We start from the raw sequence: 14,833 nt of genomic DNA, 5'->3' as shown, positions 1-14,833 counted from the left end.
GCGATGCGCGCTATTCGTATCGAGCGTTTCGGCGGGCCGGAAGCATTGCGGCTGGTGCAGGATCTTCCCGTGCCCGAACCCGGTCCGGGCGAGGTCCGGGTGCGCATGGCCTACGCGGGCGTGAACTACACGGATATCTACCGGCGCCAGGGAGACTACGCGGCGTCCGCCACGTATGTGTCGCGCCTGCCCTTGACGCTGGGGATCGAGGGGGCCGGATGTGTCGACGCCCTGGGGCCGGGCGTCGCGGGCATCGAGCCGGGCGCGCGTGTCGCCTTCACGCGCACCCTGGGCGCCTGGGCCGACCATGCCATCGTTCCCGCGCATCGCCTGGCGCGCGTGCCCGGCGGCGTATCCCTGGCCCGTGCGGCCGCCGGGATGACCAATGCCATGACGGCGCACTATTTGACGACCGAGTTCGGCTTGCGCGCGGACGACTGGTGCCTGGTGCATGCGGGGGCTGGCGGCGTGGGGCAATGGCTCATCCGGCGGGCGAGGGCGCTGGGCGTGAACGTGATCGCGACCGCCGGCAACGAGGCCAAGGCGCGGATCGCGCGCGACCTGGGCGCCCGGGAAGTCATCTTGTATCGCGAGGCGGATTTCGCCGCCGAGGTCCGGCGCATGACCGAGGGGAGGGGCGTGGACGTGGTATTCGATTCCGTGGGCCGCGATACGCTGGCCAGGTCGTTGCGGTCGCTCAGGCGGCGCGGCACATGCGTGCTGTACGGACACGCATCGGGGCGGGTGGATGCGCTGGACCCCATGGAGCTGGCGGAAGCCGGATCGGTTTTTCTTACGCGGCCCCATATGGCGGACTACATCGCGACAGCACAGGAATATGCCCGGCGGGCCGGCGACGCGATGGGCTGGCTGGCGTCGGGCGCCGATGCCGGCAGCGCGCCGCATGTCTGGCCGCTGGAGCAGGCGCGTCTGGCGCAGACGGCGCTGGCCTCGCGCGCCACGACCGGCAAGGCCATACTCGCCATCGCGCCCCATCTCGATGAACTTGCGCCGGTGGCCGTGTCATGAAGATAGATTCCATCCATCTCTACCGGATATCGATGCCGCTGGAGACCCCGTACGCGGTTTCCCGGAAAGTGTTCCACGAGATCACGCCGGTGGTGGCCGAAGTTCGCGGCAGCGGGGGCGAACTGGGTTGGGGCGAGGCCCTGATCACGCCGGGCTACACCCACGAAAGCGTGGAAGGCGGCTGGGATTTCTGCAAGCATGCCGCCTCGGCGTCGATCGGAACGGATCCGGTGGCCGCGTTGGCCATCCTGCGGCGCCAGGTCGACATGCATCCGTGCGCGGCCAGCACGCTCATCGCGGCACTGGAAATGCTGACGGCGCATGACGCGCTTCGTGTGATGGAAACCACGAGGATCCCGCTCCTGGCCCCGTGTCATGCGAAGGATCCCGAAGCGTTGAAAGACGAGGTGAACGGGCTGATCGAATCCGGTTTTGCCACGCTCAAGGTCAAGGCGGGTTTCGACGTAGGCAAGGATCTCGCGCGTCTTCATACGATTGCCGAGACGGCGCGTGGGCGGGCGGCCCTGCGCATCGATGCGAATTGCGGTTTTTCCCTGGACGATGCCCGCCGCTACCTGGACGGTTTGCGCGGCGTGCCGGATATCGAGCTGCTGGAACAGCCGTGTGGCTCGCAGGATTGGGAAAGCAACGCCGAGGTGGCGCGGATCTCGCCGGTGCCGGTGATGCTGGACGAGTCGATCTATAGCCTGGCCGACATCGACCGCGCCGCCGCCTTGCCAGGCATCGGCTTCATCAAATTGAAGATGAAGAAAGCCGGCGGCGTCGAACGGCTGTGCCAGGCCCTGGATCACATTCATGCACGCGGATTGCTGCCCGTGCTGGGAGACGGCGTGTCCACCGAGATCGGATGCTGGGCCGAAGCCTGCGTGTGGCGAGGCCGCGTGCGGCATGCGGGCGAGATGAATGGCTTTGCCAAGACGCGCGCGCGATTGTTCGAGGATCCCCTGATCGTCGAGCACGGCTCGTTGTTGATGGATGCGGGGAGGACGCCCGTTATCGACCGGGCGGTCCTGAACGCCCATAGCGTGGAGCGAGAAAGCTACACGCTGGCCCGATCCTGCCAGACGCGATGACACCGCCCGGCCATCCGCCCGCCGCCGCGCCGCGCGTGTCGGCCCGGGACTTGCATGCCATGCTTGCCGATGGCCGCGAGCTCGCGCTGCTGGATGTGCGCGAGACGGGCGTCCACATTCGCCAACACATCTTCCACGCGGCCTCGTTGCCGCTGTCCACGCTGGAGCTGTGCGCCGGACCGGCGTTGCCCTGCAAGACGACACGCATCGTGCTGGTCGACGACGAAGACGGCCTGGCGGCCACGGCCTCGCGCCGCTTGTGTCTGATGGGCTACGGCAACGTGGCGGTGCTGGAGGGCGGACAGGCCGGTTGGGACGCGGCGGGATACGCCGGATATTCCGGCCTCCACGTGCCGAGCAAGGCCTTCGGCGAGGTGGTCGAGCACGTCTACGACACACCGTCCATCACGGCCGAGGAACTCGATGCGCTAGGCGCGAGCGGCGGCGTGCTGGTGCTCGACAGCCGCAGCGAAGAGGAATTTCATGCGATGTCCATGCCCGGCGCGGCTTCCTGCCCGGGCGGCGAGCTCGTCGCCCGCGCGCTGCGCCATGACGGCCTCGTGGTCGTGAATTGCGCGGGCCGCACGCGCTCGATCATGGGCGCGCAGTCGCTCATCAGCGCCGGCAAGCACGATGTGCGGGCGTTGAAGAATGGCCTGATGGGCCAGCGCCTGGCTGGTCTGCCGTTCCATCATGGCCGGTGCGAGACCCATGTCGACCGGCCCCTGGCCGAGGGCGCCGCGCCTGCCGCGGCGAGGCTGGCGTCCGCGCTGCGCATCGCGGTGATCGGAAGCGAGGGGGTGCATGCACTGCTCGCCGATGCCACCCGCAGCTGTTATCTGTTCGATGTCCGGTTGCCGGGCGCCTGGCGGGCCGGCACGCTGCCCGGGGCGATCAGCGCGCCGGGCGGCCAACTGGTGCAGCAGACGGATGCCTACGCACCGGTGCGCAACGCGCGCATCATCGTGTTCGATACCGATGCGGTGCAGGCGCCGATGACGGCTTTCTGGCTGCGCCAGATGGGGTGGGAGGTGTACATCCACCGCGCGCGGGCCGATGCGCTCGCGCCGCCCCGGCCGGCCGAGGCCGTTGGCGTCGATGACGACGGCGTGCGGCTGCCGCTGGCGCCCGCGGCGCGCGTGATCGACGTGGGCGATTCGCGCCAGTACCGGGCGCGCCATCTGCCGGGGGCGGCCTGGACCGTGCGCTCGCGTCTCGCGCAGACGCTGGCCGGCATGCCGGCCGACGTGCCGCTGGTATTCACCTGCGCCGACGGCCGTCTTTCGGCGCTGGCCGCGGCCGACGCGCGAGCCATGGGCCGCGACGCCACGCATCTGCGGGGAGGCTTGCGGGACGTCGGAGCGGACTCGTTCACCGCGGGCGATCCTCGGTACCTGACCGCCATCGACGACGTATGGTACCGGCCCTATGACCGGGACAGCGGCGTCGAAGAAGCGATGCGCGAGTACCTGCGCTGGGAAACCGGCCTGCTTGAACGCGTCATGGCCGATGCCACGGTTCCCTTTCGCTACGAGGAAATCCTGGCCATGGCCGGGAGCTTGCGCGGGAGCGCCGGTTTGTCGTAGGCGCCCGGGGGCGAAGCATCGGTCTCCGCTTGTCCGGATGTCTCCCGTTGCCTTCCGCCCATTAATTTACTTTTCAGTAAGTTAATGGGCGAAAAAACGCATCGCCTCGTGGCCGGTCCGCCTGTCGGCGCCGCTCACTCCGCCTTGATGCCCACCGTCCGCACCACGGTACCGAAGCGGGCGATGTCGGCCTTCACCTGGGCGCCGAAGGCGTCGGGCGTGCCGCCCACGGGTTCGGCGTAGCGGGCGCCGAGTTGTTCGACGACCTCTTTGTTCCGCAGGATCCGGTTGATCTCGCGGTTGAGCGTGTCGACGACTTCGGGCGGGGTGTTCTTGGGCGCGAACATGCCTTGCCACGATCCCGAGCTGGCGGTCTGCGGGAAGCCGGCCTCGGCGGCGGTGGGGACGTTGGGCAGTTCCGCCAGCCGGCGGTTGCCCGCCACGGCCAGGATCTTGACCTTGCCGGCGGTGACCAGGGCCCGCGCGGCGCCGTAGTCGGGCAGCACGAATTGCACTTCTCCGGATGCCAGCGCGGTCAGGGCCGGCCCGATGCCCTTGTAGGGGATGTGCGTGGCCGTGATCCCGGTGGCGGCCAGGAAGGCCTCGGTGGTGACGTGGGTGATGCTGCCCGCCCCCTGGGTCGCGTAGTTCAGCTTGCCCGGATTGGCCTTGGCGTAGGCGACCATTTCGCCCAGCGTGTTGAAGGGCGTGCCGGCATGGGCGGCGAACACGGTCGATCCGACCACCATGTTGATGACGGGCTGGACGTCGTTGGCGGCGTCGAACGACATTTTCATCAAGGCCGGATTGACCGCGTAGCTGGCCGAGGCCACCAGCAGGGTATAGCCGTCGGGCGGGGAGCGCAGGGCGGCTTCCGCGCCCACCACGCCGCCCGCGCCCAGGCGGTTTTCGACGATGAAGGGCTGGCCCAGCGCGGTGGCCAGTTTTTCGGCGACCAGGCGCGCGATGTAGTCGGTGGGGCCGCCGGCGGCGAAGGGCACGATGATGCGCACGGGCTTGGTCGGGTAGGCGCGGGGGGCCTGGGCCAGGGCGCTGCACGATGCGAACGCCGCGGCGGCGATGAACGCCGATGTCAGGATCTTCAAGGCTGTCTCCTCATGGATGGATCATGGACGACCACGATCCCGTAGGGAGCGATGGCCGTGCCGCTCGGCGGCGGCTTGGGCCTTCTCCTGGTCGTCTTGCTCGCGAAGCGGCGCGTTGACACTCCGCGTGCAGTTAATTTACCATGAAGTAAGTTATCCGCCAGGGGTTCGTGAGCGGTATCTTCAGGTTTTCTTTCTTTTCCACGCCCATGGCCCGTACCCGCAATGCAGAAAAAACCCGCCGCGCGATCGTCGACGCGGCCCGCCACGAGTTCTCGCACAAGGGCTTCGCCAGTGCCCGCATGGAGTCGATCGCCCGCGCGGCGGGGGTGACCAAGGAACTGATCTACCACTACTTTCGCGGCAAGGAAGACATCTTCAACGAGGTCCGCGCGTTGCAGCACGCGGATGCGCTCGCGGCCTCCAAGGCCGACGACACCATGCTGGCGGCGGCCGATCCGCTGGCGCAGCCGGAACTGCTGTTCGTCTGGCGATTCCACCGGGCCTTGAGCAACCTGGAATGGGTCAGGTTCCTGACCTGGGAGGCGGCGCAAGGCGAGGAAACCGGCATTCCCGGCGAGGTCGAACGGGGGCGCACGATCCAGCGGAGCATCGGGGCGATCAAGGCCGCCCAGGGCGACCGCCGGCTGGCCGACGACCTGGATCCCGAGCTGCTGCAACTGGCGGTGTTCGCGCTGGCCAACTATCCGCTGGCCTATGCGCAGATCACGCGCATGGCGACGGGGCGATCGCCCTCGGACCCGGGGTTTCGCAAGGATTGGGCGGCCTTTCTCGCCAAGCTGGGACAGAAGTTGCTGGCGGTGCCGGCGGACGGCTCGCCGGCGACCCCGAACGAATCGGACTGATTACCGGAGACGCGCATGACCGAAAGAATCCTGACCGGGAAGATCGCCCGGGAACGTATCGCCGATCTGGATCCGCCGCGCGTACCGGCGGAGATCCTGCAAGGGTTCCGGGACCTGGGCGACGTGGTGAGCGCGGTATCCGATGCGCTCGACGAGCTGGGCGTGCACGGCCAGGTGGCCGCGTCCCTGCTGGCGCCGACCCTGCCCGGCACGAGCGTGGTGGGGTCGGCGCTGACCCTGCTCAACGCGGCCAGGGCGGAAGATCCCCTGGTCTATGTGAAGCAGGGCGACAACCGCATGGGAGAAATGGAGGCGCACAACCTGGCGCGGCCGGGCGACATCCTGGTGATCCAGGGCATCGCGCACGGCTCCAACCTGGGCGGGGTGGGATGCACGATCGGCAAGCGCCAGGGGGAAGTGGGCGCGATCATCGACGGCGGTATCCGTGACCTGGGGCATTCCCGTTCCATCGGCTATCCGATCTGGGCGTCGCTGCGCACGCCGCTGACGGGCAAGTGGCGGCTGGAAACGATGCAGATCAACGGCCCGGTGGAGATCTGCGGCGTGCGGGTGCATCCGGGCGACGTCGTGGTGGCCGACGACAGCGGGGTGTGCTTCATCCCGCGCGAGCACGCGCAGGCCGTGCTGGCGTTCGCGCGCAGGAAGGCGGCCTCGGAGGCCGCCCAGTGCGAGCGCGTGGCCGCCGGTGTTTCCGTGCCTGAACTGGCCGGCGCGAAAGCCGCGCGGCCGCCGGCCGCCTGAATGAACCGGCCGGACGGAGAACCCGGCAAGCTATCAAGAGGAGACAGCAGATGGCCATGACCATGACGGAGAAGCTGCTGGCGCGCGCATGCGGGCTGGACAGCGTCAAGCCGGGCGACGTGATTTCGCCCGAACCCGAGCTGGTGATCATGCACGACGGCTATGTCGAGACCGCCCACAAGCAGCTGAGCGACATCGGCTACCGGCGCATCACGAACGCCGAACGGGTGATGATCATCACCGACCACAACACCATCCAGACCACGCCGCGTTCGATCGAGCAGAGCCGGGCCAACCGGCGCATCGCGGCCGAGTGGAAGGTCGGGCATTTCTTCGATGTGGGGCGGGGCGGGCACGGCCACATCTATCCGATGGAGGCGGGCCTGGTCAAACCGGGCATGTTCCTGTTCGCCTACGATATGCACTGCACGAATTTCGGCGCGGTCGGGGCCTTGGCGCTGCGCGCCGGACCGGACGTGCCCATGGTGCTGGCGACCGGCTCGATGTGGACCGTGGTGCCCGAGACGTTGCGGGTCGAGCTGCGCGGCAGGTTCGCGCCGGGCGTGCTGGCGCGGGACCTGGGCTTTCGTCTGTCCGCCGACTTGAGTTCGGGCCGCCACGGCCTGGAATTCGATCATCGCATCGTCGAGTTCGGCGGCGACGCGGTCGAAGCGATGCCGCTGGCCGAGCGTATCGCGCTGTGCAATACCTTGACCGAGATCGGCGTCAGCGGCGTCATCTTCCCGCCTTTGTCGCCGACGGGGGCGCCGGCCGACGACAGTTGGGTGCGCAGCGACGACGATGCCCGCTTCGAGAGCCGCCTGGCGCTCGACCTGGGCGATCTCGAACCCCAGGTCGCGCTGCCGGGGCGCCCCGACAATGCCGTGCCCGTGGGGCAGGCGGCGGGGCGTCCGGTCGATCACGCCTACCTGGGGTCGTGCGGATCGGGCATGTTCGAGGATTTCGCGCTCGCGGCCGACATCGTGCGCGGCCGCAAGATCGCCGACCGCGTGCGCCTGTTCGTCGTGCCCGGCACGGTGGAAATCGCGCGCCGCATGGCCGAGCAAGGCATCAGCCAGGTTTTCCTGGACGCGGGAGCGATCCTGCTGCCGGCGGGCTGCGGTCCTTGCGCGGGCGGGGTGGGGGCGCCCCTGGGCCCGGGCGAGGTCTCGATCTCGACCGCCGCCACCAACGGCGTCGGCCGCATGGGGTCGAAGGAAGCGGAATGCTATCTGGGCAGCCCGGCCACCGTGGCCGCGTCGGCGCTGGCGGGCCGGATCGTCGATCCGCGTTCGTGGGCGGATGCCTCCCGGGCCGAGCCGGATCCGGCACTTGTTCACTGACATTCACTGAGGAGACGACACATGGCCCTGGAAGGCGGCTGGAAGACCCGCGCGCGTTGCCATGTCCTGGGGGACGACGTGCCCCACGACGGCGGCGTCATGCGCTTCGACTTCATTACCGGACGGGTGACGGACCCGGCGTTGCTGATTCCCGAATTGTTCAACGAGATCGATCCCGGCCTGAAGACGCGCATCCGGCCGGGCGATTTCATCGTCGCCGGCAAGAACTTCTTCTGCGGCAAGGCGCACAACAACGGCATGATCGCCATGAAGGCGCTGGGCCTGCGCGTCTTGTGCGAGTCGATGCCGTTCCGCTCCTTCCGGGCGGCGATAGGCGTCGCCTTGCCGTGCCTGATCCAGTGCAAGGGGATCCGGGAGTTCGTCCAGGACGGCGATGAACTGGAGGTCGATTTCGAGAGCGGCGAGGTGATCGATCTGACCCGGGGCGAGACGCGCCGATACCCCGCCGTGGCGCGCGACATCAAGACCATCGTGGAAGAGGGTGGCATGCAGGGGCTGCTGGCCAAATGGCTGGCCGACCATCCGGAACTGGCCACGCCGGCCTGATGCCCGTTGCCGGCGGGCCTCTCGTCCATCACCGCCGGCTGGAGGCCTGCGCACGCCTCCTGAGCTGCTTGTAAGATGTTGCCTGTCGTGCAACAGGGGTACCCTTTCCTGGGGTATTTCCCAGGATGTCGCGGGCGGCGGGCAGGAAGCATGCAGGATGGATGACGAGGGCGGGAACGGGCGGGCCGGGGCATTCTCGGGCGCCCTGGACGATCTGATGCTGGACGCCGTATGCGCGGTGACCGCGCAAGGGCAATGCGTGTCGGTCACCGGGGCATGCGAGCGCATCTTCGGCTATACGCCGGAAGAAATGGCCGGCAAGTACATGCTGGACCTGGTGCATCCGGAGGATCGCGACCGGACCCGGGGCTCCATCGACCGCGTCATGGGCGGCTATCTGCAACGCTATTTCGAGAACCGCTACATCCGCAAGGACGGGACGGTGGTCTACATCAGCTGGTCGGCGGCCTGGTCGGAAGAGCACCAATTGCGCATCGGCGTGGCGCGCGACATCACCGAGCGCAAGCTCGGCGACGGCGCCCTGGTCGAGCCGCAGCTGCTGCCGGAACATCCGTCATGCTGGCGGTTGTCGGCGCGGCCGCGGCGGCTGGTTTCGTCCAAGGGTGTCGTCATCCCCCTGTCCGAGCAGGACCACGTCGTGCTGCGGGCGTTGATGAGCGGCGGGCCGTGCGTGACGCGCCGCGCCGTCATCGAGGCGCTGGGGGAGGACTATCTGTCATATGACCAGCGCCGTCTGGATACGCAGATGCGGCGCCTGCGCACCAAGGTGATGCAAGCCTGCGGCCAGGCGTTGCCGGTCAGCACGCTGCGGGCCAAGGGCTACCGCTTCTACGAGCAGGCCCGGATCGACGATTGACGGTCCGGCCGGGGCGCCGGGCGGAGCAGGGTTCCGGTCTTCAGTTGATGGTGATGCCGCTCTTCTTGACCACGTCCTGCCATTTCTGGATCTCCGCGCGGCGGAAGGTCTCGAGTTCGGCGGGACTGGAGCCGACCAGTTCGGCCCCGATGCCTTCGAGCCTGGTCTTGACCTCGGGATCCTTGAGCACGTCGGCCAGCGCGGCCGACATCTGGTCGATGATGGGCTTGGGGGTGCCGGCGGGGGCGAACACGGCATTCCATTCGTAGGACGAGAAGCCCGGCACGCCGGATTCGGCGATGGTGGAGATCTGCGGCAGGACGGCCGAGCGTTTGTCGCCGCCAACCGCGATGGGCCGCAGCTTGCCGTTCTGGATGTGGGTCCATGCCGAGCCCAGGCTGGCGAACATGATGGGCACCTGGCCGGACATCACGTCGACCATGGCCGGGCCGCCGCCTTTATAGGCGACGTGGACGAGGGAGGTGCCGGCCATGACGTTGAACAGTTCGCCGGCCAGGTGCTGGGCCGAACCGGGGCCGGCCGAGGCGAAGTAGGCGGGGGTCTTGGACTTGCCGTTGCGGATCAGGTCCTGCACCGAGGACATCGTGCCTTGTGGCGAGGTCACCAGCACGTTGGGCACGCGCAGCAGCAGCGATACGGAGTCGAAGGCCTTGAGCGTATCGAAGCTCATCTTGCTTTGCAGCGCGGGATTTTGCGCGTGGTTGGAGGCATCGAGCATGAAGGTGTAGCCATCGGGGGCGGAGCGGGCCGCCGCGGCGCCGCCGATCATGCCGCCGGCGCCGCCCTTGTTGTCGATGATGACCGATTGGCCGAGTCTGGCCGACAGCTTGGGGCCCATGATGCGGGCCACCGTATCCACCGTGCCGCCGGGCGGATAGGTGACGATCAGGGTGACGGGTTTCTCGGGCCAGGCGGCGTGCGCGGCCGACAAGGGCAGGGCGAAGGCCAGCGTGGCTAGGAAGGGAATACGGATCATGGTGTCTCCTTAGAATGTAAAGCAGCGGCTTGGATTGGCCGCGAGGATGCGCAGGCGTAGATCGATGTCGCCGATCCAGTCGGCGAGTGCCTGATAGGTTTGCGCATAGGTCACGCCGGGGTGCTGGGTATGGGGCCAGTCGCTGCCCCAGACGAGGCGGTCCGGGCCGGCATGTTCGACCAGCAGGCGTGCGGCTTGGCCTGCCGCCGGTCCGCCCGGCTCGGACCCGTTGCGATAGGCGCCCGAGAGCTTGACCCAGACGCCGTCGTCGCGGGCGGCCTCGAGCAGCCATTGGAAACCGGGGTCGGCGGCACCCAACGCCGGGTCGGGCCGGCCGAAGTGGTCCACCATCACGCGGCAGTGCGCCGCGCGCAGCGGGCCGACGATGCCGGACAGGCGCGCCGCTTCCACGTGGACTTCGACATGCCAGTCCAGCGCCCGCAGGCAGGCTAGCAATCGGGGCCAGCCGCCCTGATCCAGCACGGGCAGCGGCCGGCCGATCAGGTTCAGCCGGATGCCGGCGATGCCGCCATGCGCCAACCGCTCCAGTTCGGCGGGCGAGACATGTTCGTCCACGACCGCCACGCCTTTCAGGCGGCGCGGCGCCTGGCGGATGGCGTCGAGCATGTAGCGGTTGTCCGTGCCCAGGAAGCTGGGCTGGATCAGCACGCCGGCATGCAGCCCATGGGTGTCCAGATGCGCGAGATAGTCCTCCAGCAAGGCATCGGCTTGCGGCGCGTAGCGCCGGTCCGGCGTCAACGCCAGCGAGCGGGCGAAGACATGCGCGTGCGCATCGACGAGCGGGGGCGTGGGGTCGGCCACGGGGTGTCTCTCCAGAATCGTATCCGGCTTGGGTGATCGTGCCGGTTGGGCCGATTCTAGGAAGGCTTGTTATATTTATCTATACTGGAAACCATGTTTTTATATAAGGTTTTGTGATGGATATCCGGCGCCTGGAAGAGTTCATCGCGGTCCTGGACACGGGCAGCCTGAGCAAGGCGGCCGAGAAGCTGGGCGTGGCCCAGCCGGCCCTGAGCCAGTCCCTGGCGCGGCTCGAACGCGAACTGGGCGTGACGCTGTTCCAGCGGTCGCGGCGCGGCGCCGAGCCCACGCCGGCGGCGCGGCAGATCGCCGAGGAAGTCCGGCGCGGCGTGTTCCGCATCGTCAACGCCATCGACGCGGCCCAGGCCATCGCGGCGGGACGGGCGGGGGTGCTGCGCGTCGGGCTGGTTTCCAGCGCGCTGGTCGATATCCTGCCGCGCGCCCTGCGCGTCCTGCGCGGCGAGGTCCCCGGCCTGCGCATCGTGCTGCGCGAGATGAGCAACGCCGAGCAGGCGCAGGCCCTGTCGCGCGGCGAGATCGACGTGGCGCTGGTGCATACGCCGGTGGCCCTGTCCGGGGTCATGCACGAGAAAGTGCTGATGCGCGAGCGCCTCGTGGCGGCGGTGCCGGAAGACCTGCTGCCCGGCGGCCAGGAGCGGATGTCGATGGCGGACATCGCCCGGGCCGGCCTGGTGATGTTTCCGCATTCGCAATTGCCGACCTTCTACGAGGCCGTCATGGACGCGTTCCGCAAGGCGGGCCTGGATGCGGAAATCGTGCAGGAGGCCAACCGGACCTTGACCGTGCTGGCCTGCGTGGCCGGCGGTTGCGGGATCGCGCTGCTGCCCAGCTGGATACGTTCGCTGGATTTCGCCGGCGTGCGCTATTGCGAGGTCGAGGACGGCGCGCGGCTGCCCAGCTTCGACGTCAGCGCGATCTGGCCCAAGCGCGCCGTGGCGGGGCTGGCGGACGATTTCGTGCGGGCGTGCGGCGCGGCGTGACGAGACCGTGCCGGCGGGTCAGCGGCGGGCCATGTCCCCCAGGCGTTCCAGGATCATCGCCAGCGCCATCTCCACCAGCGCGCCGTCGTCCCGGTCGGTATTCGCCCGCCGCACCACGTACAGGACGCTTTCCATCTCGCATCCGACGATGCGCCGCGCGACCAGGGTGCCTTGCGCCAACTCCCGAGCCACGGTCCCGTATGGCAGCACGCTGGCCGCCGAGCCGCGCAGCAGCAGCTCGCGGATCGCCGCGATGGACTGGACCTCGTAGCGGATCGGCAGCTCGGCGGGCGGCATGCCCGCCACCCGCGCCAGCGCGCGGCGGCCGATGTCGCGCTCGGTGCCCATGGCCAGGCCGAAGCCCAGGATCTGGTCCAGCGTGACGGCGTCCTGCGGCGGTGCCTGGTCGGGGTGCGTCACGAACAGGTGCTGCTCCTTGAGCGCCGGCGTGATGGACAGGCCCTGCCGGGGATCGATGTCGTAGGCCAGCGCGATGTCCAGCTCCTGGCGTTCCACGGCGTCGACCAGCAGGAAGCTGGGATCCTCGCGCAGGCTCAGGGTCAGGTGTTGCAGCGCGTGCGTGGCCGCCAGTTGCAGGTCGGCGCCGATGAGCAGGGTCAGGCTGGGCGTCAACCCCAGCGAGATGGCGGGGCGCTGCTTGCGGTCGACCCCGACGACTTCCTTGCGGATCTGCTCCAGCAATTCGAACACTTCGGCGCTGCGGGAATAAAGCAACTGGCCCGCGGGGGTGGGGGCGACGCCGCGCGAATGGCGCGTGAGCAAGGTCACCTGCAGTTCTTCCTCCAGCATGCGTATGTGCTGGCCCAGCGCGGGCTGGGCGACGTGCATGCGTTCGGCCGCGCGGGTGAAGTTGCGTTGTTCGACCGCCGCGCGGAAGTAGCGTAGCTGCCGCAGGTTCATCGGACACCTCGGGGCTGGAGTGGGGCACGGCTGCATGGTAAAGGAGCCGCGGTAACGAAAACATACCGCTCGCATAGCAAAAATGTTCTGGATGCCCCCGTTGCCCCGTCATCTAATGGCGCGCATCGACAAGACAACGAGGGGACGACATGAATATCTTTGCGCGCGCGGCCGGCGCGGGGCTGGCGGTGGCGGTATGGCTGGCCGGGGGGCCGGCCGCCGCGGCGGACTATCCGGCGCGGACGGTGAAGCTGATCGATGCGTTTTCCCCGGGCGGGAGCACGGACTACATGGCGCGCTACTTCGCGTCGAAGGCGGGCGAGGCCTGGGGGCAGCCGGTCGTGGTGGAGAATCGTCCGGGCGCGGCGGGCCAGATAGGCACGTCGGCCGTGGCCAAGGCGGCGGCCGACGGCTACACGATGCTGGTGCTGCCCAACGAGATCTGGTCGGTGGCGCCGCTGCTGTACAAGAACCTGCCGTTCGACATCGGGCGTGACCTGACTCCGGTGGCGAGCATCGCCAAGGTGCCCATCGTGATGACGGTGCATCCTTCCGTGGCCGCGAACACAGTCGGGGAATTCATTGATCTGGCGCGCAAGAACCCGGGCAAGCTGACCTTCGGGTCGGCGGGCGAGGGCACGCTGCATCACCTGTCGGCCGAGTTGTTCCAATCCATGGCGGACATCCGGATGGTGCACGTGCCCTACAAAGGCACGGCCCCGGCGGTGGCGGACCTGCTGGGCGGGCAGATCCAGCTGGTGTTTTCGCCCATCAGCGCCGTGTTGCCCCACATCAAGGCGGGCAAGCTCAAGGCGCTGGCGGTGGCGGACACAGTGCCGGTCGCCGCGCTGCCCGGCGTGCCGCCCGTCGCCCAGGCTGGCGTGCCGGGGTACGCCAGCCAGTTGTGGGTCAGCGTGGTCGGGCCGAAGAACTTGCCGCGCGAGGTGGTCGACAAGTGGGGCGAACAGATCCAGCGCGTGATGCTGTCGGCGGATGCGCGCGCCACGCTGGCCGCGCAGGGGATCGAGCCCGAGTACCTGCCGCAGCAGGAACTGGCCCGGCGTTTTGCCGCGGACGCGGCCAAGTGGGAGAAAGTGATACGCGAGGCCGGCATCCACGTGCAGTGAGCCGTGTTTTCACGCCGTCGCGAGGCGGCGTTTTTTCAGGACGAAGCAATTGATCGATATTTCGCAGCATCCGGATTACGCTTTTTTCCGCGAACGCGGTTTCGCCGTGCGGCTGGGATTCGGCCGCCGGCCCGCGCTCATGGTGGTGGACCTGACCAAGGGTTTCACCGACCCGTCGCGCCCGCTGGGCGCCGATCTCTCGGCCCAGGTCGCCGCCACCAACGCCTTGCTGGATGCCGCCGCCGAGAAGGGCGTGCCCGCCATCTTCACCTGCGTGCGCTATGACGACCCGCAGATGCGGGACGCCGGCCTGTGGGCCATCAAGCAGAAGGGGTCGATGTCCCTGGCGGCCGAGGGCGACGGCCACCACATCGATGCGAGGCTGCATCGCGGCGAGCACGACATCGTGCTCTACAAGAAGTATGCATCGTGTTTCTTCGGCACCGACCTCGCGTCCCGGTTGCAGAACCTGGGCGTCGATACGCTGATCCTGACGGGCACGTCGACCAGCGGCTGCGTGCGCGCCACCGCCGTGGATGCCTGCCAGCTGGGATTCCGGCCCATGGTGGTACAGGAAGGGGTGGGAGACCGCTCGGCCGCCGCGCATGCGCAGAGCCTGTTCGATCTCGACACCAAGTACGGCGACGTCGTCGGCCTGGCCGAGACGCTGGCCTACTTGCGGGGGCTGGCGCCGCTCGCGGCCTAGGAAGGTGTCCGGCCGGGACGCGGACCGGA

Annotated in this window: 15 protein-coding genes; 11 read left to right on the top strand and 4 right to left on the bottom strand. The window is 68.5% G+C overall.

The genetic code is table 11. The features are described from left to right. Positions 1-3: 3 nt before the first annotated feature. The 3 genes from AC1Q6E_RS19515 to AC1Q6E_RS19505 are packed head-to-tail and all read left to right on the top strand — an operon-like array spanning position 4 to position 3,709. The gene (locus AC1Q6E_RS19515; protein WP_492573346.1) at positions 4-1,029 is read left to right on the top strand and encodes a quinone oxidoreductase family protein; all 1,026 of its coding nucleotides are present in this window, start codon (positions 4-6) and stop codon (positions 1,027-1,029) included. Beyond that, complete coding sequence (locus tag AC1Q6E_RS19510) at positions 1,026-2,123, top strand: mandelate racemase/muconate lactonizing enzyme family protein (protein WP_492573345.1); 1,098 nt, start codon at positions 1,026-1,028, stop codon at positions 2,121-2,123. Before AC1Q6E_RS19515 ends, AC1Q6E_RS19510 begins: the two co-directional genes overlap by 4 nt. Next, positions 2,120-3,709, top strand: a complete 1,590-nt coding sequence (locus AC1Q6E_RS19505; RefSeq protein ID WP_492573344.1) for a rhodanese-like domain-containing protein — start codon at positions 2,120-2,122, stop codon at positions 3,707-3,709. Before AC1Q6E_RS19510 ends, AC1Q6E_RS19505 begins: the two co-directional genes overlap by 4 nt. A gap of 134 nt (positions 3,710-3,843) precedes the next feature. Here AC1Q6E_RS19505 and AC1Q6E_RS19500 read toward each other — a convergent pair whose 3' ends face one another. Further along, the gene (locus tag AC1Q6E_RS19500; RefSeq protein WP_152799267.1) at positions 3,844-4,815 is read right to left on the bottom strand and encodes a Bug family tripartite tricarboxylate transporter substrate binding protein; all 972 of its coding nucleotides are present in this window, start codon (positions 4,813-4,815) and stop codon (positions 3,844-3,846) included. A gap of 170 nt (positions 4,816-4,985) precedes the next feature. Here AC1Q6E_RS19500 and AC1Q6E_RS19495 point away from each other — a divergent pair, with 170 nt between their 5' ends. The 5 genes from AC1Q6E_RS19495 (at position 4,986) to AC1Q6E_RS19475 (ending at position 9,230) form a co-directional block, all read left to right on the top strand. Further along, on the top strand, positions 4,986-5,681 hold the full coding sequence (locus AC1Q6E_RS19495) for a TetR/AcrR family transcriptional regulator (RefSeq protein WP_152799265.1): 696 nt from the start codon (positions 4,986-4,988) through the stop codon (positions 5,679-5,681). A gap of 15 nt (positions 5,682-5,696) precedes the next feature. Beyond that, complete coding sequence (locus tag AC1Q6E_RS19490; RefSeq protein ID WP_296558873.1) at positions 5,697-6,443, top strand: RraA family protein; 747 nt, start codon at positions 5,697-5,699, stop codon at positions 6,441-6,443. Between the two features lie 50 nt (positions 6,444-6,493). Next, on the top strand, positions 6,494-7,786 hold the full coding sequence (locus tag AC1Q6E_RS19485) for a 3-isopropylmalate dehydratase large subunit (RefSeq protein WP_152799259.1): 1,293 nt from the start codon (positions 6,494-6,496) through the stop codon (positions 7,784-7,786). A 21-nt stretch (positions 7,787-7,807) separates the two neighbouring features. Next, positions 7,808-8,353: a 3-isopropylmalate dehydratase small subunit gene (locus AC1Q6E_RS19480; protein ID WP_296558874.1), complete on the top strand. Its 546-nt coding sequence runs from the start codon at positions 7,808-7,810 to the stop codon at positions 8,351-8,353. Between the two features lie 157 nt (positions 8,354-8,510). After that, positions 8,511-9,230 (top strand): PAS domain S-box protein, encoded by a 720-nt coding sequence (locus tag AC1Q6E_RS19475; RefSeq protein ID WP_296558876.1) that lies wholly within the window; start codon positions 8,511-8,513, stop codon positions 9,228-9,230. Positions 9,231-9,270: 40 nt separating this feature from the next. Here the strand turns inward: AC1Q6E_RS19475 and AC1Q6E_RS19470 are convergent, their stop codons facing one another. Both AC1Q6E_RS19470 and AC1Q6E_RS19465 read right to left on the bottom strand, forming a co-directional pair. Further along, on the bottom strand, positions 9,271-10,227 hold the full coding sequence (locus AC1Q6E_RS19470; RefSeq protein WP_492573343.1) for a tripartite tricarboxylate transporter substrate binding protein: 957 nt from the start codon (positions 10,225-10,227) through the stop codon (positions 9,271-9,273). A gap of 9 nt (positions 10,228-10,236) precedes the next feature. After that, the gene (locus AC1Q6E_RS19465) at positions 10,237-11,049 is read right to left on the bottom strand and encodes an amidohydrolase family protein (RefSeq protein ID WP_492573342.1); all 813 of its coding nucleotides are present in this window, start codon (positions 11,047-11,049) and stop codon (positions 10,237-10,239) included. Positions 11,050-11,165: 116 nt separating this feature from the next. On the opposite strand from AC1Q6E_RS19465, the gene AC1Q6E_RS19460 reads away from it, so the two are divergent. Next, on the top strand, positions 11,166-12,050 hold the full coding sequence (locus AC1Q6E_RS19460; protein WP_152792556.1) for a LysR family transcriptional regulator: 885 nt from the start codon (positions 11,166-11,168) through the stop codon (positions 12,048-12,050). 18 nt (positions 12,051-12,068) lie between these two features. Here AC1Q6E_RS19460 and AC1Q6E_RS19455 read toward each other — a convergent pair whose 3' ends face one another. Beyond that, positions 12,069-12,971, bottom strand: coding sequence for a LysR family transcriptional regulator (locus tag AC1Q6E_RS19455; protein ID WP_492573341.1), 903 nt, complete (start codon positions 12,969-12,971; stop codon positions 12,069-12,071). Between the two features lie 149 nt (positions 12,972-13,120). Here AC1Q6E_RS19455 and AC1Q6E_RS19450 point away from each other — a divergent pair, with 149 nt between their 5' ends. Both AC1Q6E_RS19450 and AC1Q6E_RS19445 read left to right on the top strand, forming a co-directional pair. Further along, positions 13,121-14,098, top strand: a complete 978-nt coding sequence (locus AC1Q6E_RS19450) for a Bug family tripartite tricarboxylate transporter substrate binding protein (protein WP_492573340.1) — start codon at positions 13,121-13,123, stop codon at positions 14,096-14,098. 49 nt (positions 14,099-14,147) lie between these two features. After that, positions 14,148-14,804 (top strand): isochorismatase family protein, encoded by a 657-nt coding sequence (locus tag AC1Q6E_RS19445; protein WP_492573339.1) that lies wholly within the window; start codon positions 14,148-14,150, stop codon positions 14,802-14,804. Positions 14,805-14,833: the final 29 nt, after the last annotated feature.

This window comes from Pigmentiphaga sp. MLSB6-MA01, from assembly GCF_058793475.1.
Note: the sequence above shows the minus strand (reverse complement) of the source record. Positions and strands in the feature narration are given on the sequence as shown.

What these genes read in the sequence shown, in the direction of transcription:
- AC1Q6E_RS19515 (WP_492573346.1), top strand. Translation starts at nt 4, where the DNA reads ATGCGCGCTATTCGTATCGAGCGTTTCGGCGGGCCGGAAGCATTGCGG.
- AC1Q6E_RS19485 (WP_152799259.1), top strand. Translation starts at nt 6,494, where the DNA reads ATGGCCATGACCATGACGGAGAAGCTGCTGGCGCGCGCATGCGGGCTG.
- AC1Q6E_RS19475 (WP_296558876.1), top strand. Translation starts at nt 8,511, where the DNA reads ATGGATGACGAGGGCGGGAACGGGCGGGCCGGGGCATTCTCGGGCGCC.
- AC1Q6E_RS19455 (WP_492573341.1), bottom strand. Translation starts at nt 12,971, where the DNA reads ATGAACCTGCGGCAGCTACGCTACTTCCGCGCGGCGGTCGAACAACGC.
- AC1Q6E_RS19510 (WP_492573345.1), top strand. Translation starts at nt 1,026, where the DNA reads ATGAAGATAGATTCCATCCATCTCTACCGGATATCGATGCCGCTGGAG.
- AC1Q6E_RS19450 (WP_492573340.1), top strand. Translation starts at nt 13,121, where the DNA reads ATGAATATCTTTGCGCGCGCGGCCGGCGCGGGGCTGGCGGTGGCGGTA.
- AC1Q6E_RS19490 (WP_296558873.1), top strand. Translation starts at nt 5,697, where the DNA reads ATGACCGAAAGAATCCTGACCGGGAAGATCGCCCGGGAACGTATCGCC.
- AC1Q6E_RS19460 (WP_152792556.1), top strand. Translation starts at nt 11,166, where the DNA reads ATGGATATCCGGCGCCTGGAAGAGTTCATCGCGGTCCTGGACACGGGC.
- AC1Q6E_RS19470 (WP_492573343.1), bottom strand. Translation starts at nt 10,227, where the DNA reads ATGATCCGTATTCCCTTCCTAGCCACGCTGGCCTTCGCCCTGCCCTTG.
- AC1Q6E_RS19505 (WP_492573344.1), top strand. Translation starts at nt 2,120, where the DNA reads ATGACACCGCCCGGCCATCCGCCCGCCGCCGCGCCGCGCGTGTCGGCC.
- AC1Q6E_RS19480 (WP_296558874.1), top strand. Translation starts at nt 7,808, where the DNA reads ATGGCCCTGGAAGGCGGCTGGAAGACCCGCGCGCGTTGCCATGTCCTG.